At 56.4% G+C, this 19,795-nt stretch carries 15 protein-coding genes; all 15 read left to right on the forward strand.

Translation table 11 applies throughout. From position 1 onward, the window contains the following. The first annotated feature begins 145 nt into the window (after positions 1-145). The 15 genes from rfbF to ACQR3R_RS00300 all read left to right on the forward strand — a co-directional run bounded on the left by rfbF (position 146) and on the right by ACQR3R_RS00300 (position 19,632). A complete protein-coding gene (gene rfbF / locus ACQR3R_RS00230) occupies positions 146-916 on the forward strand; it encodes a glucose-1-phosphate cytidylyltransferase (RefSeq protein ID WP_428269900.1) in 771 nt (256 codons plus the stop codon). After that, positions 898-1,971: a CDP-glucose 4,6-dehydratase gene (rfbG, locus tag ACQR3R_RS00235; protein WP_428269901.1), complete on the forward strand. Its 1,074-nt coding sequence runs from the start codon at positions 898-900 to the stop codon at positions 1,969-1,971. The genes rfbF and rfbG overlap by 19 nt, the downstream gene beginning before the upstream one ends. Then, complete coding sequence (gene rfbH / locus ACQR3R_RS00240; protein WP_428269902.1) at positions 1,964-3,286, forward strand: lipopolysaccharide biosynthesis protein RfbH; 1,323 nt, start codon at positions 1,964-1,966, stop codon at positions 3,284-3,286. The genes rfbG and rfbH overlap by 8 nt, the downstream gene beginning before the upstream one ends. Beyond that, the gene (locus ACQR3R_RS00245) at positions 3,286-3,981 is read left to right on the forward strand and encodes a sugar phosphate nucleotidyltransferase (RefSeq protein ID WP_428269903.1); all 696 of its coding nucleotides are present in this window, start codon (positions 3,286-3,288) and stop codon (positions 3,979-3,981) included. Before rfbH ends, ACQR3R_RS00245 begins: the two co-directional genes overlap by 1 nt. Next, entirely contained in the window at positions 3,978-5,345 is a 1,368-nt protein-coding gene (locus ACQR3R_RS00250) for a GHMP family kinase ATP-binding protein (RefSeq protein WP_428269904.1), read from the forward strand. Before ACQR3R_RS00245 ends, ACQR3R_RS00250 begins: the two co-directional genes overlap by 4 nt. After that, a complete protein-coding gene (locus tag ACQR3R_RS00255; protein WP_428269905.1) occupies positions 5,342-7,243 on the forward strand; it encodes an N-acetylneuraminate synthase family protein in 1,902 nt (633 codons plus the stop codon). The genes ACQR3R_RS00250 and ACQR3R_RS00255 overlap by 4 nt, the downstream gene beginning before the upstream one ends. Before the next feature lie 31 nt (positions 7,244-7,274). Beyond that, entirely contained in the window at positions 7,275-9,074 is a 1,800-nt protein-coding gene (locus ACQR3R_RS00260; protein WP_428269906.1) for a thiamine pyrophosphate-dependent enzyme, read from the forward strand. A 1-nt stretch (position 9,075) separates the two neighbouring features. After that, the gene (locus tag ACQR3R_RS00265) at positions 9,076-9,837 is read left to right on the forward strand and encodes a TylF/MycF/NovP-related O-methyltransferase (protein WP_428269907.1); all 762 of its coding nucleotides are present in this window, start codon (positions 9,076-9,078) and stop codon (positions 9,835-9,837) included. Continuing rightward, the gene (locus ACQR3R_RS00270) at positions 9,830-10,924 is read left to right on the forward strand and encodes an FkbM family methyltransferase (protein WP_428269908.1); all 1,095 of its coding nucleotides are present in this window, start codon (positions 9,830-9,832) and stop codon (positions 10,922-10,924) included. The genes ACQR3R_RS00265 and ACQR3R_RS00270 overlap by 8 nt, the downstream gene beginning before the upstream one ends. Beyond that, the gene (locus tag ACQR3R_RS00275; RefSeq protein ID WP_428269909.1) at positions 10,911-12,221 is read left to right on the forward strand and encodes an FkbM family methyltransferase; all 1,311 of its coding nucleotides are present in this window, start codon (positions 10,911-10,913) and stop codon (positions 12,219-12,221) included. The genes ACQR3R_RS00270 and ACQR3R_RS00275 overlap by 14 nt, the downstream gene beginning before the upstream one ends. Before the next feature lie 57 nt (positions 12,222-12,278). Beyond that, a complete protein-coding gene (locus tag ACQR3R_RS00280) occupies positions 12,279-12,920 on the forward strand; it encodes a methyltransferase domain-containing protein (protein WP_428269910.1) in 642 nt (213 codons plus the stop codon). Between the two features lie 2 nt (positions 12,921-12,922). Beyond that, entirely contained in the window at positions 12,923-13,840 is a 918-nt protein-coding gene (locus tag ACQR3R_RS00285) for a LicD family protein (protein WP_428269911.1), read from the forward strand. An 8-nt stretch (positions 13,841-13,848) separates the two neighbouring features. Next, on the forward strand, positions 13,849-14,904 hold the full coding sequence (locus tag ACQR3R_RS00290; protein WP_428269912.1) for an NAD-dependent epimerase/dehydratase family protein: 1,056 nt from the start codon (positions 13,849-13,851) through the stop codon (positions 14,902-14,904). A gap of 72 nt (positions 14,905-14,976) precedes the next feature. Continuing rightward, on the forward strand, positions 14,977-18,510 hold the full coding sequence (locus ACQR3R_RS00295; protein WP_428269913.1) for a glycosyltransferase: 3,534 nt from the start codon (positions 14,977-14,979) through the stop codon (positions 18,508-18,510). A 195-nt stretch (positions 18,511-18,705) separates the two neighbouring features. Continuing rightward, positions 18,706-19,632 (forward strand): 3-oxoacyl-[acyl-carrier-protein] synthase III C-terminal domain-containing protein, encoded by a 927-nt coding sequence (locus tag ACQR3R_RS00300; RefSeq protein ID WP_428269914.1) that lies wholly within the window; start codon positions 18,706-18,708, stop codon positions 19,630-19,632. The last annotated feature ends 163 nt before the right edge of the window (positions 19,633-19,795 follow it).

The following is a 19,795-nucleotide window of genomic DNA, read 5'->3' on the forward strand; positions in this document are numbered from 1 at the left end:
TGCCAGCACTTGTTTTCCTGTGGCACCAATATTGCTTTCTGGTGTCTGCGCCCGAGTAAATCGCGCAGACGCCGAATTATTGGCGTCCCTTGCCAATGGCCAGCGATTCAATGAAGTCGATGTCGCCCACAGTTGAGAGAAGCACATGAAGGCAGTAATTCTGGCGGGGGGATTGGGTACTCGCATCAGCGAGGAGTCGCACCTCAAGCCCAAGCCGATGATCGAAATTGGTGGCAAGCCAATCATCTGGCACATCATGAAGATCTACTCTCACTACGGCATCAACGACTTTGTGGTGTGCCTTGGCTACAAGGGCTACGTCATCAAGGAGTACTTCGCTAACTACTTCCTGCACATGTCGGACGTGACCTTCGACATGGCCAAAAACAGCATGCACATTCATCAGGGTAAAGCCGAGCCATGGCGCGTCACTCTGGTCGATACCGGCGAAACCACAGGTACCGGCGGACGCCTGAAGCGCGTTCGCGAATACTTGGGTGACGATACCTTCTGCTTGACCTATGGCGACGGTGTATCGAACGTCAACATTCCCGAGCTGATCGACTTCCACCGACAACACGGCAAAAAAGCCACCGTGACGGCGGTGCAGCCGCCAGGCCGCTTTGGCGCGATGGAGCTTGAAGGCGCCTGCGTCAGAGGCTTCCAGGAAAAACCCCAAGGCGACGGTGGCTGGATTAACGGTGGTTTCTTCGTGCTGGAGCCGAGTGTGCTCGACGGTATCGAAGACGATTCGACCACTTGGGAATACGAACCGATGCGCAACCTTGCGCGGCAGGGCCAGCTCATGAGCCACCTGCACCATGGCTTTTGGCAACCGATGGACACCCTGCGTGACCGCGTTTTCCTTGAAGAGCGCTGGAACAGCGGCAACGCCGAATGGAAGCTCTGGCAGTGAACGGATTCTGGGCGGGCAAAAAGGTCTTCCTGACCGGCCATACCGGCTTCAAAGGCGGCTGGTTGGCGTTGTGGTTGCAGCAACTTGGCGCTGATGTACGCGGTTTCGCCTTGCCTGCCGTGACCACGCCTGCGCTCTGGTCGGTGGCCGGAGTGGACCGTCTGATTGCCGGCGACCTGGCGGATGTTCGCGATGAAGCGGCAGTCGCCTTGGCCTTGCAGGCGTTCCAGCCCGATGTGGTGTTCCATCTCGCGGCGCAACCGCTGGTACGCGAAGCTTATCGCACGCCGGTCCAGACCTATGCCATCAACGTCATGGGCACAGTGAATGTGCTGGAGGCCGTGCGTCATTGCCCGAGCGTTCGCTCGGTGGTGGTGGTCACGACCGATAAATGCTACGAAAACCGCGAGTGGGTTTTGCCCTATCGCGAGTACGACGCCCTCGGCGGTTTTGATCCGTACAGCAACAGCAAGGCCTGTGTGGAATTGCTCTGCGCGTCCTACCGTAATTCCTTTCTGCAGGCGTCCGGAGCAGCGCTGGCCACTGCACGGGCAGGCAATGTAATCGGTGGCGGCGACTGGTCGCCGGAACGGTTGATCCCGGATGTGTTCCGCGCCTGGCAAAACAACGAAGAAGTAGTCCTGCGTTATCCCAACGCGACGCGTCCATGGCAGCACGCACTAGAACCGTTGATGGGTTACCTAATGCTGGCTCGCGGGTTGTTCGAGGACGGCGAAAAGTACGCCAGTGCCTGGAACTTCGGGCCTGAGCGCAGCAGTGTTGCCACCGTCGAAACCATCGTCGGCCAACTGGCTGAATTATGGCCGACGCCAGTTCGTTGGTCGGTCGATACCCAGTCGCAACCCCACGAAGCCGGGTTGCTCGCGCTCGATTCAAGCAAGGCTCGTCAAGAGCTGGGCTGGACGCCGCGCTGGTCATTGGCGACCACGCTCGAACGCACGCTGGCCTGGAACCTCGCCTGGCAACACGGCGAAGACATGCACACCTTTACCCGCAAGCAAATTGCGGACTACCAAGGCGATACCCATGAGTGAAAGTACTGCGGATCAGTTGCGCCAACAAATTGTCGAGTTGGTTGGGCGTTATGCGCAGCTGGAACTGGCACCTAAAGTCTTCGTCGCCGGCCAGAGCCCTGTGCCGCCCGCCGGCAAGGTGATCGGCGCAGGCGAACTGCAAACGATGACCGAAGCGGTGCTGGATGGTTGGTTGACCACCGGGCGCTTCAATGACGCTTTCGAAAAGCGCTTGGGTAAATACCTGGGCCGACGGTGTGTGCTGACCACCAACTCAGGCTCGTCGGCGAACCTGGTCGCGTTTTCTGCGCTGACCTCGCCGCGCTTGGGTGATCGCGCGATCAAGCCGGGTGACGAAGTCATCGGTGTGGCGGCGGGTTTCCCGACCACGGTCAACCCGATCCTGCAGTTCGGTGCAGTGCCGGTGTTCGTCGATATCGAACTGCCGCACTACAACATCGATCCGGCCAAGATCGAAGCGGCTATCGGCCCCAAAACCAAGGCGATCATGCTCGCGCACACCTTGGGCAACCCTTACGACCTGAAAGTCATCCGCGCGCTGTGTGACAAGTACAAACTGTGGCTGATCGAAGACTGCTGCGACGCCCTCGGTTCGACCTACGACGGGCAACTGGTCGGCACGTTCGGCGACATAGGCACCCTGAGCTTCTACCCGGCACACCACATCACCATGGGGGAGGGCGGTGCGGTCTTCACCAACAGCCCGTTGCTCGCGCGCATCATGGAATCGTTTCGGGACTGGGGCCGCGACTGTTATTGCGCACCCGGCCAGGACAACACCTGCAAGCAGCGTTTTTGCAAGCAGATGGGCCAGTTGCCGGAAGGGTACGACCACAAGTACACCTATTCGCACCTTGGCTATAACCTGAAAATCACCGACATGCAGGCCGCTTGTGCGTTGGCGCAAATGGATCGACTGGAGGATTTCACCGAGGCGCGCAAACGCAATTTCCTGTGGCTCCGCCAGCGTCTGGCGAACTGCGCCGACTACCTGATCCTGCCGCAAGCCACTGCGAACAGCGATCCTTCGTGGTTCGGTTTTCCCGTGACGTTGCGTGACGGCTGCGGCATCAAGCGCGTCGAGTTGCTGCAATACCTCGACAGCAAAGGCATCGGTACACGCCTGCTGTTCGCCGGCAACCTGGTGCGTCAGCCGTACATGGAAGGTCGCAACTTCCGCGTTAGCGGTGAGCTGACGGTCACCGACAAAATCATGAACGATACCTTTTGGGTGGGCGTATGGCCGGGGCTCGGTGAAGAACACCTCGGACATGTCGCATGCTGCCTGGAGCAGTATTTCGGGTTGGCCCACTGATGCGCGCTTACATCCTTTGCGGCGGATTCGGTACGCGCCTCAGCGCTGTGCTGCAAGGTTCGCAAAAAGCCGTGGTCGACATCTATGGTCGACCATTCCTGGCGCTGGTCCTGGCGCAACTGAAACAGGCTGGTATCAGCGACGCGGTGTTGTGCGCGCATTACCGTGCCGATCAGTTGGCGGAATTGTTGCCGGCGTTGTCTGCCGAATCGGGCCTGTCCCTGCAGCTAGTGGTTGAGGAGCAGCCGATGGGCACCGGCGGTGCAGTGTTGCAAGCACTGTGCGAAGCACCACCCAACGGCCGTTATCTGGTGCTCAACGCCGATACCTGGCTCGATCACTCGGCCTATCACCTGGCAATGAATGCGACGAAGGATGTACTGGTCGGGGTCAAGGTTGAAGACCGTTCGCGCTACGGCAGCCTGAGCTGCTCGGACAACTTGCAACTGCTTGCGTTGAACGAGAAGGGTATTCACGGGCCGGGTCTGGTGAACGCTGGCGTTTACGGTTTCGCGATCGACTCACTGGACGGGTTTGCGTTGCGAGCCTGTTCGATGGAGCAGGAGATTCTGCCCCAGTTGATTGCTCGCCAATCGCTGAAGGTCGGTGAGTATTCGGGCCCATTCATCGATATTGGCACGCCGGACTCGCTGAGCGCATTCAAGTCGGCTTTTCAGGAGGTCGCGAGCGCATGAATCAGTTGGTAAAAAGCCAGACGATTTACACCCATCAGACCATCCTCGATGCGGTTGAGTGCATAGAGTCCGGTGCCCTGCAGATCGTTTTTGTAGTGGACGATGAGCGACGTCTGGCCGGCGTCTTGACCAACGGCGATCTGCGCCGATACCTGCTGCAAGGCGGTGCAACCACGGTACCGGTCACCGAATGCATGAACACCGACTATCGCTCGGTCAAGCTTGGTGCAGCACGCGAAGAAATGCTCAAGATCTTCGACCTGAGCTACAACGCAATCCCGGTGGTGGATGTCGATGGCTATCTGGTCGACGTGGTCACGCCTGCGCGACTGGCGGCTAATCAGGAAGTGCCGGTTTTGGCGCGGGCACGAGCTCCTGTGCGGATGAGCTTTAGCGGCGGTGGTTCCGACCTCACGTATTACTTCGTGGAAAACCCGGCAGCGGTTCTTAGTTGCACGGTGGGTCTTTATTCCCACGCCACGTTGATCCCGCGGACCGATAACGTCATCCGGATTTTTTCTGAAGACCTTGGCACCGAAGAACATTACGCCTCCATAGCCGACTTGTTGGGGCATGGCGACAAGGGGTTGCTGGCAACCATCGTTTCGGTGATTCAGCCCAATTACGGTCTTGATCTTTATATCCGTTCCGATTTTCCCGTGGGCTCTGGCCTTGGCGGTTCGTCGGCCGTCACCACGGCGGTTATTGCCGCATTCAATGAACTGCGCCGAGATCGTTGGAGCACCTACGAAGTCGCCGAGCTGGCGTTTCAATCCGAGCGACTGTGCTTCGGCATTGCTGGTGGATGGCAGGATCAATACGCCTCTGCCTTCGGTGGTTTCAACCTTATCGAGTTCAAGGAAGGTCGAAACCTGGTGCATCCGATTCGGCTCGAGGATTCGATCTGCAACGAACTTGAAGAGTGCCTGGTGCTCTGCGACACGCGCATTTCCCACGACTCCGGCAAGCTGCATGAGCAGCAGCGCGAAGAAATGGAAAGCAAAAATGCCCAAGGCCTGCTGATCACTGAAAGCGTGGCGCTGTGCCGTCACATGCACCATCACCTGATTCGCGGCGAGCTGCATGATTTCGGCCGTTGCCTGCATCAGGGCTGGATGCTCAAGCGCCAGTTTTCCCGTGCCGTCAGCGATGGCGTGCTCGACCAGATTTACGACAGCGCGCTGGCCGCCGGCGCGCTGGGTGGCAAATTACTTGGCGCCGGAGGCGGGGGCTTTTTCCTGTTCTTCGTGCAGCCCCAGCACCGCCAGGCCGTAACTTCCAAAGTCCGCGAGCTTGGCTGCCGAACCACTGATTTCCGTTTCGAATCCAACGGTGTCACTTCCTGGCGGACCAAAATTCAATGAGCAAGCAAACCTTCAGCATCGATGGCGTTGTCATCGGTGGCGACCACACTTTTGTCATCGCCGAAGTGGGCAACAACCACAACGGTTCGGTAGAGCTGGCCAAACAATTGGTGGATGCCTCGATCGAATCCGGCGCTGATTGCGTCAAGTTTCAACTGCGCAACCGTGAAGCGCTCTATCGGCGCAAGGCTGATGGTTCGCGCGCCGAGGACCTGGGCGTCGAGTACATCCAGGACTTGCTCGACAAGGTTGAATTGAGCGTCGATGAACACCTGCAAATCCGTCGGTACTGTGCGGCAAAAGGCATCAGCTACATCTGCACTCCATGGGATGAGCCTAGCGTCGAAGTCCTCGCCGACTTTGACGTGCCGGCGCTGAAAATCGCTTCGGCCGACCTGTGCAACCCGTACCTGATCGCCAAGGCTGCACAACTGGGCAAGCCGCTGATCCTGTCCACGGGCATGTCCCTGGAGCACGAGATCGTCCGCGCCATCGAGCAGTTGAACGGTTTGGGCGTGCCCTTCGCGTTGCTGCATTGCAACAGCACTTACCCGGCGCCGGAAACCGACATCCAGCTCGGTTATCTGGCGCGCCTGCGCGAGCTGCACGGCCTGATCGGTTACTCCGGCCACGAGCGTGGCACCGCCATCAGCATTGCCGCCGTTGCATTGGGTGCCAAGTTGATCGAGCGCCACATCACCCTCGACCGCGGTATGGAAGGGCCGGACCATCTCGCCAGCCTCGAGCCGGAAGAATTCCGTCAACTGGTCGAAGGCATTCGTCAGGTCGAGAAGGCCTTGCCGTGGACCGGACCCGGTCGTCACGCCAGCCAGGGCGAATTGCTCAACCGCGAGAATCTTGGCAAGAGCGTGATCGCCGCTCGTGCCATCGCACCCGGTGAAGTATTCGAGCAGAGCATGCTGCGCGTAGCCAGTCCCGGTCAGGGTCTACCGCCGTATCGCTTGATCGATCTGCTTGGCAAGAAGGCAGGACGCGCAATTCCTCAAGGTGATTTTCTGTTCGACAGCGACCTGTCCGAGCAAGCCGAAGTGCGCCGTGAATTCGCCATGCCGATTCTGTGGGGCGTGCCGGTGCGGTATCACGATTTCCTGCAGTACGAGCAGTGGATCAAACCGGATTTATTCGAATTCCATCTGTCCTACCGCGACCTGAGCGTGGCGCCGCAGGCATATCTGCGTCAGGTCGAGTGTTCGCGCTTGGTGGTGCATGCCCCGGAGCTGTTCGAGAACAGCGAGTTGCTGGACCTGGTGGCCGATGACCTGGACTACCGCCAGCGCTCGATCGCCAACCTGCAACGGGTGGTCGACGCCACCTTGCAAATCGCCGAATTCTTCCCGAATGCCGACTCGCTGCTGATCGTCGCCAACATCGGCGGCTTCTCGGCAGACGAGCCGTTCCCGGTCAGTCAGCGTGCCGAGTTGTATCGCCGCTTCCAGGAGTCCTGCGCGCAGGTCGACTTCGGTCGCACCGAGCTGATTCCGCAAAATATGGCGCCGTTCCCATGGCACTTCGGCGGTCAGCGTCACCAGAACATTTTCATGATGCCGCAGGAACTCGCTGAACAAGCCAAGGCCCTGAACCTGCGTCTGTGCCTGGATCTCTCGCACCTGCAAATGGCCTGCTTTCACTTTGAGCTGGATTTCCAGGCAGCGCTGAAACTGCTGCTGCCGTACTCCGCGCACTTGCACGTGGCCGACGCCAAAGGCAGCAACGGCGAGGGCGTGCTCATGGGCACCGGTGATGTGGACTGGCCGGCGACCTGGACGCAGCTCAAAGCGTATCCGCAAGTGAGCTTTATTCCGGAAGTGTGGCAAGGCCACAAGGATCACGGTGCCGGATTCTGGTCGGCGCTGGATTTTCTGAATCAATTGAATTGAGCCGAGCGCTCGGCGAACTGGGGTTTGAACGATGAGTACCAAAATGCGTGTAGCTGACTACATCATGAATCGACTGGCAGAGCTGGGCATCAAGCAGGTGTATTTCCTGCCAGGTGGCGGCGCCATGCATTTGAACGATGCCCTGGGACGTCATCCTGACCTTGAGCCGATCCTGTGCTTGCATGAGCAGGCCGCCGGCATTGCCGCCGAAGCAGCAGGCAAGCTCACGGGTGGACCAAGTGCTTGCATGACCACCTGTGGGCCGGGCGCTACAAACGCGGTGACGGCTACCCTCGGCGCCTGGCTCGATTCCACCCCAGTGTTCTTTATTTCGGGTCAGGTCAAGACCGCTGATTTGAAGGCCGGTACCGGTTTGCGCATGTTGGGTGTGCAGGAAGCCGACATCGTCTCCATCGTGTCCTCAATCACCAAACGCGCGGTGACCCTGACTGACCCCTTGGCTATTGCTGAAGTGTTCGATGAACTGGAACACGCGGCGCTGACTGGTCGTCGCGGTCCAGTCTGGCTAGACGTGCCGCTGGACATGCAAGCTGTGCAGATCGACCCTTCGCAGTTGCGCCGCGCGAAGTTGCCGCTCGTGCCTGCGTCTGTCGACATCACCGAGTCGTTGGCCCGCACTCTGGAATTGCTGAAAACCGCCAAGCGCCCGGGGATCATCGCCGGAAGCGGTATCCGTATGGCGGGTGCTGTCGATGCGTTCAATGCGCTGGTGGAAAGCGCTGGTGTTCCGATCATGCCGACCTGGCTGGCGATGGATGTGATAGAGGACGATCATCCTCTGTACGGCGGCCGTCCCGGCTCTATCGCGCCGCGCTGGGCCAATTTTACTTTGCAGAACTGCGACCTGCTGATCGTGCTCGGTTCGCGTCTGGACATGGCGCTCACCGCATACAACCACGCGCATTTTGCCCCGCATGCGAAAAAAATCGTTGTCGATATCGATGCGGCGGAAATTGCCAAGTTGCAGATGCCGGTCGAAGTGGCGGTGGTGGCAGACGTCAAACCGTTCATCGAAGGCCTGGTCGCTGGTATCAAAGCCGCGCCTCTACCTGCCTTCGATGGCTGGCTGGCACAGATCGCAGACTGGCGTAAACGCTATCCGTTGCTGCTGGCTGAGCACGCCGATGACAGCGAAGGCGTGAGCATGTATCACTTCACTGATCGACTGTCCGAGCTGCTGAAAGAGGGCGATGTGATTGCCCCCGGCAGTTCCGGTTTTGCTTCCGAATTGTTCCTGCTCAATCTGCGTCTCAAGAAAGGCCAGCGCTGCTTCCACAACCGTGGGACCGGCTCGATGGGCTTCGGTATTCCTTCGGCCATTGGTGCTTGCCTGGCGGCGGGCCGCAAGCAGACGATCTGTGTCGAAGGCGATGGCGGCGTGCAATTGAACATCCAGGAGCTGGCCACGCTGGCCGCGCAGAACCTGCCGGTCAAATGCTTTGTGATCAACAACCAGGGTTATGCCTCGATCCGCACCTCGCAGAATATGCATTTCAAATTGCTCGTCGGCGCAGACGACACCAGCGGTTTGAAGCTGCCTGACCTGCAGCAACTAGCTGCTGCATATGGTGTTGGTTATGCACGTATTGATGCGCACGATGGACTGGATGCCGCTTTGAGTGAGGTACTGGAACGAAGCGGTCCAGTGATCTGTGAGGTGTTGGTTCAAGTCGAAGAGGCGCGGGTGCCGCGTGTCATGACGCGAATCAACGAACAAGGCAAACCGGAAACCGGCGCTCTGGAAGATCTGTACCCGTTCCTGCCGCGTGATGAGTTCAACGAGCAGATGGCGATTTCGGAGCGTCACTGAGATGGCCTGGCTAAAAAGAAAACTGACCGGTATGAGCTACCGCTACCTGAGAGGCACGGTATCGTGGGCGCATGGCAAGTCGCCGGAGATTCGCCATGAGCGATTGTTACCGTACTCAAGCTATGCGCCATGGTGCGGCGATCAGCCCTTTGAGCAAGCACTGTCGCTGGTCGAGAAAAATACGCTGGTGGACAAATACCGGTTATTCGAGCTGTGGTCGCTGGCACGGCAACTGGATAGTGTTGATGGTGATTTCCTCGAAGTCGGTGTTTGGCGTGGTGGTTCCGGCTGCCTGTTGGCGTTGGCCAGCAAGCGTCCGGGTCGCAAGGTATTCCTCGCCGATACGTTCACGGGGGTGGTCAAAGCCGGCAGTCTAGATACTCGTTATGAAGGCGGTGAACATAGCGATACAGATATCCAACTGGTCGAGGCACTCGCCTCGCGGTGTGGCGTGAGTGATCGTGTGCACCTACTTGAGGGCATGTTCCCTGAATACAACGCCGAGCATGTAGGCCCACGCCTGGCGTTCTTGCACATCGATGTGGATGTTTATGAGTCCGCTCGCAGCGTGCTGGAATGGGCGTTGCCACGTCTGGTCGCCGGTGCCGTTGTTGTATTTGACGATTACGGTTTTTATGGCTGCGAGGGCGTGACCCGACTGGTAAACGAATTCACTGCGGCCAATCGGGATTTCCGCTTCCTGCACAACCTGAACGGCCATGCCGTGCTGGTCCGGATAGCTTCGGGAGCCAGCCATGCTTGATGGGCAAAACTTCAAGCATGTGCTGGTCTATGGCGCACGTCTGGCCGGCCAGCGGGTTCAAGCGTATCTGGCGGGAGAGGGCGTCGAAGTCAGCGCGTATCTGGATCGCGACGCTTCGCTCAAAGAAGTTGACGGGATCAATGTTGCTACCGCCTCGGATTGGGCGGTGCAGCATGACCCGGCGAGTGCTTGCGTCATCATCGGTCTGTTCAACAATTACGTGGACGTTGGCGAAGTCGTCACACAGTTAAACCAATTGGGCTATGGGCGGGTCGTTAGCCTTGTCGAGTTCGTTCGCCATTACCCCATGGATCAACCCTTCCGATATTGGTTGGTTGAACCGAGTTATTACGAAGCGCATGCCGATCGCATCGCCCGCATGCGAGAACAGTTGGCCGACGAGGCCAGTCGCGAATTGCTCGACCGAATCGTTGATTTCAGAACCACCGGTGACTACCTGCGGTTACCTGCGCCGACGCCTCGTCAGTACTTTCCTGAAGATCTGCCTGCCTGGCCACAGCCATTGCGCTTTATTGACTGCGGCGCCTACACCGGCGACACCGTGGAAGAGATGCGCGCTGCTGGCCTGACCTTCGAGGCCGTGGCCACCTTCGAACCCAATCTTGATAACTACGCCGTGCTCGTCAAGAGCCTCAGCGACCTAAACACGGTGAACTTTCCATGCGGTGTTTCCGATGGCAACCGGCAGGTCGGCTTCGATGGTGCGTTGGGCGCAGGAGGACATCTGGTCGAGTCGGGTGGTGAGACCGTGACCTGTGTTCGGTTGGATGACGCGTTGCCGGGGTTTATGCCCAATCTGATCAAGATGGACATAGAGGGTGAGGAGCCTGCAGCGCTTGAAGGCGCCAAGGCCATGCTGAAGAAGCACCGGCCGAATCTGGCCATCAGCATTTATCATCGGGCAGAGCATCTGTGGAGCATTTTTGAGCAGTTGCTTAGCTATGAGCTGGATTATCGTTTTTATTTGCGCTGTCACGCACATAGCTCGTTTGATACGGTGCTTTATGCGGTCAAGCCCATTGTTTTTGAACGCTGCAACGGGGTAGCGCCGCATGCGAAACCATGAGAATGCCGATTTACTTCAAAGTGAAGATCTGACTGAAGGTTGCACTTATCAGTGCGCTTTTTCTGTTGGTGAGCAATCCTCGATCCTGAATTTTCGCTTTGACCCTAAGGCCAGCCTTGCTGCCGGGCGGGAAGTGGTGCTGCGATCACGTCATCAATTAAATGTTTTAAAAAGGCTCGGTGAATATCCCGGTATGGCCCGGCTCCTTTCCATTCAAGCATCCGATTTTTCGTATGACGCACTGGAAAGGCAACTTGATGCGCCGGTTTACATCTTCGGTGCCCATCAGGTAGGGGTATTGCTCGCCCGACTCTTTACCAACAGCGGTGGCTGCGTTAAAGCATTCTTTGATAACGATGTAAACAAACACGGTGCAATGCTCGACGGAATCGTGGTGCAGGCATTTGACCTTTCCAACATTCCGAGCAACGCTCTAATTGTTCTGGGTAGCGGTCGCTACAGCGCCGTCATTCAAAATGATCTTCAAGTCAGGGGCTGGAGCAATTTTATGACCATGCAGCAATTTCTTGCTGCGATGGATGCGCCCTACATTACCGAGTCCAGCTTTCGCAATTACCGGTCAAAAGTCGCTGATGAAAGTCTGGCGTTCATATCAGCGTTTTTGTGTCTTGATGACGAGCGCTCGCGAGAAGTGTTTGACGGGTTGATGACCATGCGTCTTGATCTGGGCCATGCGGACTCTGCAATTCGCTCGGATTTCTTAGATGAGTATCTCGAGCCCGGATTCATCACGGCTGCCGATCTTCGCCACTACGTTGATGCTGGCGCATACAACGGAGATACCTTGGCAAAAATCGAATCACGTTTCGGCCCGGTAGAAAGCTCCTATTTATTTGAACCGGAGCAACTCGCGTTTCTGGAGTGTCAGCGCCGTTTTGAGGGGAGACCGGAAGTGGTCGCATTGCGAGCGGCTATGACCGAAGTTGCCTGCCAGCTCTCGGCACCTGAATCAAACAGTTGCGATGTTCTAGGCGTGTTGTCTGTCGAGCAGTCACTCGTTCCACTCGTGCATGTACCTGGTATTCCCTTGGACCAGATCATGCCCGCGAGAGTAAGCCTGATCAAACTTGATATTGAAGGTGCAGAGCGGGGCGCCCTTCGAGGGGCTCGCGAAGTTATACAGCGAGATCGACCGAAGCTGTGCGTGTGTGCCTACCATCGTGGCGATGATTTATGGAAGTTGATCGATACCGTTCTTTCGATACGTGACGATTACAAAGTTGGTGTTCGTCATTATTCGGACATTGTCGACGACACCACGCTTTATTTTTACTGATCCTACGGTCCGTGAGAAAACTTCACGGTTGATTTAAGAATTGAAGGGATGTAGTCAATGAGTTCCAATCTCGCCCACGCTGATCGCCTGGAATACTGGAACGGCTTTTATAGCCGCCAAGATACATCGGTACCGCAATTGCCTTCCCAGTTCTCCGTATTCTCGGCAGGTGAATTCATTGGCGTTGATGCAGTCGTCGAATTCGGCTGCGGCAATGGGCGCGATAGTGAGTTTTTCGGGCTCAATGGCTATCATGTATTAGCCTTTGACGCGTCCAGAGAAGCAATAGCTCTTTGTCAAAAGCGGACTAAAACTACGCAAGTCCGCTATCTGTTGAGCAACGCTCAGGGCAGTTCGGAATATCTTCAAGACTTCCTGCAAGGCAAACGTCGTATTGCGGTCTATGCACGATTCTTCTTGCATGCGATAGATGCCGACGTTCAAAAGTCATTCTTTGACATGCTGGAAAACTCCCTACCGGCAGGCAGTTTGGTTTTTCTGGAGTACCGGACCAAGGAAGATGAGATAGGAGAGAAAAAGTTTGGTCAGCACTACCGCCGTTACATCGATCATGACGCCCTGATCGACACATTGCAGGGCGCGGGGTTTTCCATCGCATACCAGATACAGGGGCGCGGATTTGCAAAGTACCGTGATGAAGATGCTTTGGTCGGACGCTGTGTAGCTGTGAAGGGGTGAGTATGATTCCTCAACAACTGAAAGAAAAACGTTTGGTTCTGTTTGGCGCCGGGAGAGTGGCAAGATTGATGTTCGCTCGATTTCCTGACTTGAACGTAGTGGCGTTTGCCGATAACGATCCGCTGAAAGAAGGCACTTTCGTGGGTGATGTTCCGGTTATTTTGCCTTCAGGGCTACGGGCGGTTGATTACGATCTGGTTGTGATCAGCACTGGATGGTGGGAGAGCATTACCGCCCAATTGCTGGGGTTGGGTGTTCCCACTGAGAAAATCGTCCTTCCTCCCAAAAGTATGTTGGCCGTGAACAATGGTGCCAAACCGTTTTCCCACCGCGTCACCAAGACGCTTGCGGTTGATGTGATCCAGCGCGTCGCAGACTTTTGCGAGGCTTTCGACATTCCTATCCTTCTAGATTTCGGGACGTTGTTGGGGGCTACGCGCGATGGTGATCTTATTGCTTGGGATGACGATGTCGATTTCTCGGTCAATGATGATGATTTCCCCTTATTGCTCAAACATTTGACTGACTTCAAATCCCTGCTGCCGAAGCCGTACGGTGTGTGTATCGAAATTATCATTCTCAAATCGGATGACTGGGTGAACGGGGTGTCGGTAACATTTGAAAACGTCGTTGGTCACGACGTTATCATCCCGTTTGAATTGGGCTTCATGCGTCGTGTGTTTGAAGAGGGGATGTCCGTTACCAAGTCATCGGGCCCAGCATTTATTGCGCCACAGGTACATTTTCGTACGGCTGACACCACACGATTCCTTGACCGGCAGTTTTTCACTCCCCATGACGTGCCAGGTTATCTGACTTTCGTTTATGGCAATTGGCAGGCGCCCAAGCAGGATGTAACCCTGGCCGACTATCCCATGCAGGAATCAGATTATCGAGAGACCTCAAGGTCAGTTTTCTGAAAATGGACATGCACGCTTATTCTCCTGATGCAGGGTCCATACCCGCACATCTTCAATCGATTGTGGCTGGATTGAATTTGCGTGATGAGTTGGCGGGCCGACATCTGTTGCTGACGGGGGGGACGGGTTTTTTTGGCCGTTGGTTGATGGCACTCCTGAACGACTTCAATGGTCAAGGCGCCGCGATAACTGTGACCGTCACCTCTCGCAATCCAGCGCGTTTTTTAGCGGCCCAACCCCAGTATCGAGCATGCGACTGGGTTAACTGGTTCACGGGCGATATCCGCGATCTGGTTGATCTGCCTGGGCGGGGCCCCGATTTTATTCTACATGCCGCTGCTGATACATCGGCAGAGGCCAATGCGCATCCACTGGAGTTGTTCAATACGCTCGTGGACGGCACGCGACGGGTATTCGAACTCGCCGCACGCAGCGGTACATCGCGTGTGTTGTTGACTGGCTCGGGTGCTCAGTATGGAAGCCTGCCGTTTTCAACGGGCGTTGATGAATCCTACAGCGGCGCCTGCGTGAGCAATACGGCTGCCAGCGCGTACGCCGAAGGCAAGCGGGCTCAGGAAACACTCGGAGCCCTCTATGCCGATCAGCATGGGATCGATGTCGTGTTGACCCGCTGCTTTGCCTTTGCAGGACCGGGACTGCCGCTAGATGGACATTTTGCGATCGGTAACTTTGTACGGGACGCTCTGTATGGCGACGAGATCGTGCTCAAATCCAGTGGTCAGGCCATTCGCAGCTACCTGTACGGCGCTGATCTAGCGGTCTGGTTGTTGACCTTGCTTGTACGTGGGGAGTCATGTGTTGCCTATAACGTGGGCTCTGACCAGGCGATCAGCATCGCTGACCTGGCCAGGCGAGTAGTTGCCCGGATAGCACCGCAGAAATCGGTACAAATACTAGGGTGTTCCGACGACGCGGGGCGCTCGTTCTATGTGCCCGACATCAGTCGCGCAAAGGAACTGGGGCTGGATGTCTGGACTTCCCTGGATGCGTCCATCGACAGCATGGCGAAATGGGCCATGGCGCGGGATGTCGAAAGACATTGAGCACACACAGACCTCGCGGTCCAAGGCTCAACCCGGCCTGATGCCACACTCTTATTCGACGAGAAGCTAATCTTGATACGCGAATTGTTTTCGAAGCGGCCGCAACCGTACTACATCTATGCACCGAATTTCCGCCGCAGCTCTGCCGGTATTCGTGTTTTGCACATGCTATGTGACGCTCTCAATCGCTCTGGTCACGAGGCTTACGTCGTTGCCCAAGTGCTTAATCCAGATTTGATCACACCGTACTTGAGCGCTGAGGTTATGGCGTTGCACAAGTCCCAAGGGCTGGAGCCAGTGGTGGTGTACCCCGAGATTATTGATGGCAATCCACTCGGAGCGGGCGTGGTAGTACGTTATCTTCTCAACCAACCCGGGTACCTCGGTGGTAAAGGTGTTTATGCCGAGGATGATCTGCTTTTCGCCTATTCGCGGGGATTGCTACAGCCCGGTATGGCTGAGGAGAACGTACTCCACTTGCCGCCCATCGACCTGAGCATTTTTTGCCCGCCAGTGAATCCGGCCAAACGGGTATCTGGCAGGGTTTGTTATTATCAGGGGCGGGAAGGGCGAGCTAAAATCGATCCGGAGCTATTGCCTGCGGATGCAACCGAAATAACCGCTGAGTTTCCAGACTCATGGGAGGGCTTGGCCGGCCTGTTTCACCAGTGTGAGTACTTTTATCTTGCCGAGCGTTCGGGGCTGGCCGCTGAGGCGGCGCTGTGCGGGTGTATCAGTATCGTGTTGCCGGGGCAATATGCGCCGGGGCAGTTGTCCGAATTCGAAAACAAGAACTATGGAACGGCTTGGGGCAATACACCCGAAGCGATTGAGCGTGCCCGAGAGACACTGCCGTTGTTACGGCAGGTGCAACTGCAACATCAAGCGAGATTCTGGTCTGCGTTGGACTACTTCATTGAGGTGACGCAGGAAGCGGCCACAAACCATAAAGCGAGGTCCGCTAACAGGGTCGTTTCGCAATGGATGGGTACCCGAGTGTGCAGCGAGACTCAACGGCGATTGATGGTCGAGCATCAGGCTGCGAACGTAGTGCCGTTGGTAGGTGTGTTGGTTTTTAACAACCACCAGAGCGACGAACCCCTGTCCCGTACGCTCGCAAGCTTTGAACGCTTGGGTTGGTTTGCCGGTAACCTTCGTATCATCGTGCTGGGCGCCAGGCCAACTTTTGCGGCGGCAGATGGAAGCCTGCGAGATGTGATCTACATGGATAGTAAGGATGTCGCATGCGTCAATCGGTTGCTGGGGGACAGTGATTTCGACTGGTTCGTCATGGCTGAAGCCGGTGTCGAATTTTCCCCAGCTGGCTTACCTGTTTCGGCAGCGAGCCTGAAAGACGCCGGAGAAGGGGTCCAAGCCTTATTCGCCGATGAAACCATACGAATGGCCGATGGAACGCTGGACATCGTGTTACGTCCTGACATGAACTTGGACCTGCTGTTGAGCCTTCCGGCGAGTTTGAGTCCTCACTGGTTTTATCGCCGCGCTGCACTGCTTGAACTCGGCGGGTTCGCGCCGGGCTATGGCCAGGCATTCGAACTGGAATTTCAGTTGCGCCTTATTTGCGAGGTAGGAGTCGCTTGCGTAGCGCATGTTTGTGAGCCGCTGCTGATCAGTGAGGCCAGACCGCTGCAAGACTGTGCCGATGAACGCGCAGTTATCGAAGGGCATCTTCTGGCCCGCGGTTATAACCAGGCCCAAGTATTGCCACTGGAGCATCTGGGTGGCGGCTACCGTCTTGATTACGGACATGCACGACAGCCGATGGTCAGCATCCTGATTCTTCTGGAGGGCCGTTTATCTGAGTTCAGACGGTGTGTTGAATCAATTCTGGAAAGCACCGAATACCCTTATTACGAAGTCTTGCTACTTGATCACGGCATTGAAGATGCCGAGGTGCTTGATTGGCTGGCAATGGTTGAACAGGTGGGCGGGGATCGGCTTTGTGTCGAGCGCTTTGCCCCAGAGCAATCCGTCGCCTCTCTGAGCAACGATGCCGCCGCAATGGCGCGTGGTGAGTTCCTGCTCTGGTTGGGCGCAAAGGCGGGCATTCTAGGCAAGGGCTGGCTGCCGAAGCTGCTCAACCATGCGCTACGTCCCGAAGTGGGGGCTGTCGGCGGTAAACTCTTGTCGGCACAAGGCAAGATTCATCACGCGGGCCTGCTTTTAGGTATTGGTGGTTCGGTCGGCCGCGCGTTCCATGAACTTTCCCACGAAAGCGTCGGTTACATGCAACGGCTTCAGGTCGATCAGAATTATTCTGCGCTCAGTAGTGAATGCCTGATGGTGCGGCGTTCACTATTCCAGGAGGCAGGGGGGTTTGACGAGAGTCCGTTGTTAAAGCGTTGGGTGGATGTTGATCTGTGTCTGAAGCTGCAGCAGGCGGGTTACTTGAACGTCTGGACGCCGCATGTGCAGTTGTTGATTGGGGCTTGTGAAATAACGCGGGCGTCTGTCGAAGAAGAGGATGCCTTGTATGCCCGCTGGTTGCCCATGCTTGCGCGCGACCCAGCGTACAACACTGGGTTGTCGCTGCGTGCCGAAGCTACTTTCCGACTTGATGATCACAATCTGGCCTGGCATCCGTTTCAAGGCTCGGGATCGCTGCCTTCGGTGTTGGCACATCCTGACCATATAGGTGACAGCGGACATTACCGGATTGTCCAGCCATTCGATGCTTTGAAAGAGCAGGGGCTGATCTCTGGTGCTCTGTTGTCGGGGATGATGACTGTGCCTGAACTGGACCGTTATGACCCCCATGTCATTGTTATGCAGTGTCAGCTCAGTGAAGAGCATCTGCAAGCCATGCGTCGAATGAGCACCTTTTCGCAAGCCTTCAAGATTTTTGAGTTAAACGAATACCTTCCCGAATTGCCTCTCGATAGCGTTCGTCGACTTGAGCTGCCCGAGGGCATCGTCGGAGCATTGAAGCGGGGACTACTTCATGTGGATCGCTTCGTCGTCGCTACACCTGCCCTGGCTGAAGCGTTTGCTGGCTGGCATGAGGATATCCGGGTGATACCGAGCCTGCTGCCTGGCTGTTGGTGGTCCGGGAAGCAAGGAAGGCGTCAAGCAGGTACAAAGCCCCGGGTGGGATGGGCCGGCTCTGTGGAGCATGCGCGAGATCTCGCACTGATCGCCCGCGCGGTTGTAGCGACGGCAGCGGAAGTGGAGTGGGTGTTCGTTGGTTATTGCCCGGATAACCTGAGACCGTACGTGCATGAGCTTCATTCCAATGTGCCTGCGGATTGCTATCCGGTGTTACTCGCCGGCCTTAATCTGGATTTTGCCGTGGCACCTCTTGGGGACACGCTGTTCAATCGCTGCAAGAGCAATACCGTTCTGTTGGAGTACGGAGTGTGTGGCGTACCGGTAGTCTGCAGCGATATCGAACCTTACCGATGCGGCTTGCCTGTCACGCTGGTCAACGGCGGAGTGGATGAGTGGCTAAAAGCGATCCGAGCCCACTTGAACGATTTGGATCAGGCTGCAGTGATGGGCAATGCCCTGCAAAGTGCTGTGCGTCGCGATTGGATGCTTGAAGGCGAGAAACTTCTTGGATGGCGCGACATCTGGCTTCCGGCATGAGCCAGACGTCAACGCTGGATGTGAAAAATTGCATTCATGTGCTTATCGGCGTGACGCATAGGTCATAAAGTGCATCTTCACTGTATTGTGTTCTTGGGTGCGGGTGATGAGTCTGCTCCGGGAAATCAACCATTTTGATGCGCCCCTGAGCTTTTCGGGGTGAACCTAGTCGCTGTTTATGATCGGGAAGCCATGATGATTGGCATAAAAAGCATAGCGAGTTACGTGCCGACCGCTGGTGTGGATAACTACGCTCAGGGTGCCAAATTCTCCAAGGATGAAGAGTTCATCCTGGGCAAGATCGGTTCGGCTTTCTTGCCGCGTAAAGGCGCCGAGCAGGAAACTTCGGATTTGTGTGTTGAAGCGGTCAACGCTTTGTTCGCCAGTAATCCGGAGCTCAAGCGCGAGTCGATTGATGCATTGATCGTTGTGACCCAGAACGGTGATGAAGAAGGGCTGCCACACACAGCCGCCATCGTTCAGGACAAGCTCGGTCTGCCAACCCACGTCGCCGCATTTGATATTTCATTGGGCTGCTCGGGTTACGTTTATGGCATCTACGCCATGAAAGGCTTCATGGAAGCCGCCGGCCTGAAGAACGGTTTGCTGATTACTGCCGACCCCTATTCAAAGATTGTCGACCCGGAAGATCGCAACACCACCATGCTCTTTGGAGATGCTGCGACTGCGACGTGGATGGCTGACGACGCGCCTTGGCAGTTGGGCAAAGCCAAGTTCGGCACTGACGGTTCCGGTGCGCCGCACTTGAAGGTCAGCGATGGTGTGTTCTTCATGAACGGTCGCCAGGTTTTCAACTTTGCATTATTGAAAGTTCCGGCGCATCTGCACGAGTTGCTGGATGAATCCGAGCTGCAAACCAGCGACATTGATGCATTTTGCATTCACCAAGGCAGCGCGGCGATTGTCGACGCCGTTGCCCGGCGGTTTGAAGGTGAGCCGGAGAAGTTCATAAAGGACATGGTTGAGACCGGAAATACCGTGTCCTCGAGCATTCCGTTACTGCTGGAAAAGCACGTGCTGACTTCACCTTGGAAACGCGTCGCGATTAGCGGATTCGGCGTGGGCTTGTCTTGGGGCTCGGCGATTCTTTATCGCGGCTGATATCAAAAACGCTGTTCCATAGCGCTGCCGGTACTCCCGGTAGCGCTATTTTTTTGCCTGTAGCTTTTGTTCGTGGCTTTTTTGACGTCATTTTTTTATGACTTAACGATTCTAACCCCTTGTTTTACGGGGGGTGGCAGTCTGCTAGTAATTTTTTTTAAAA

The sequence above is a fragment of the Gordonia sp. IEGM753 genome, assembly GCF_050321825.1.
In the GTDB taxonomy this organism is placed as follows: domain Bacteria; phylum Pseudomonadota; class Gammaproteobacteria; order Pseudomonadales; family Pseudomonadaceae; genus Aquipseudomonas.

Excerpts from the sequence above, each read along its gene's own strand:
- rfbF (WP_428269900.1), top strand. The coding sequence starts at position 146 with ATGAAGGCAGTAATTCTGGCGGGGGGATTGGGTACTCGCATCAGCGAG.
- rfbG (WP_428269901.1), top strand. The coding sequence starts at position 898 with ATGGAAGCTCTGGCAGTGAACGGATTCTGGGCGGGCAAAAAGGTCTTC.
- rfbH (WP_428269902.1), top strand. The coding sequence starts at position 1,964 with ATGAGTGAAAGTACTGCGGATCAGTTGCGCCAACAAATTGTCGAGTTG.
- ACQR3R_RS00245 (WP_428269903.1), top strand. The coding sequence starts at position 3,286 with ATGCGCGCTTACATCCTTTGCGGCGGATTCGGTACGCGCCTCAGCGCT.
- ACQR3R_RS00250 (WP_428269904.1), top strand. The coding sequence starts at position 3,978 with ATGAATCAGTTGGTAAAAAGCCAGACGATTTACACCCATCAGACCATC.
- ACQR3R_RS00255 (WP_428269905.1), top strand. The coding sequence starts at position 5,342 with ATGAGCAAGCAAACCTTCAGCATCGATGGCGTTGTCATCGGTGGCGAC.
- ACQR3R_RS00260 (WP_428269906.1), top strand. The coding sequence starts at position 7,275 with ATGAGTACCAAAATGCGTGTAGCTGACTACATCATGAATCGACTGGCA.
- ACQR3R_RS00265 (WP_428269907.1), top strand. The coding sequence starts at position 9,076 with ATGGCCTGGCTAAAAAGAAAACTGACCGGTATGAGCTACCGCTACCTG.
- ACQR3R_RS00270 (WP_428269908.1), top strand. The coding sequence starts at position 9,830 with ATGCTTGATGGGCAAAACTTCAAGCATGTGCTGGTCTATGGCGCACGT.
- ACQR3R_RS00275 (WP_428269909.1), top strand. The coding sequence starts at position 10,911 with ATGCGAAACCATGAGAATGCCGATTTACTTCAAAGTGAAGATCTGACT.
- ACQR3R_RS00280 (WP_428269910.1), top strand. The coding sequence starts at position 12,279 with ATGAGTTCCAATCTCGCCCACGCTGATCGCCTGGAATACTGGAACGGC.
- ACQR3R_RS00285 (WP_428269911.1), top strand. The coding sequence starts at position 12,923 with ATGATTCCTCAACAACTGAAAGAAAAACGTTTGGTTCTGTTTGGCGCC.
- ACQR3R_RS00290 (WP_428269912.1), top strand. The coding sequence starts at position 13,849 with ATGCACGCTTATTCTCCTGATGCAGGGTCCATACCCGCACATCTTCAA.
- ACQR3R_RS00300 (WP_428269914.1), top strand. The coding sequence starts at position 18,706 with ATGATTGGCATAAAAAGCATAGCGAGTTACGTGCCGACCGCTGGTGTG.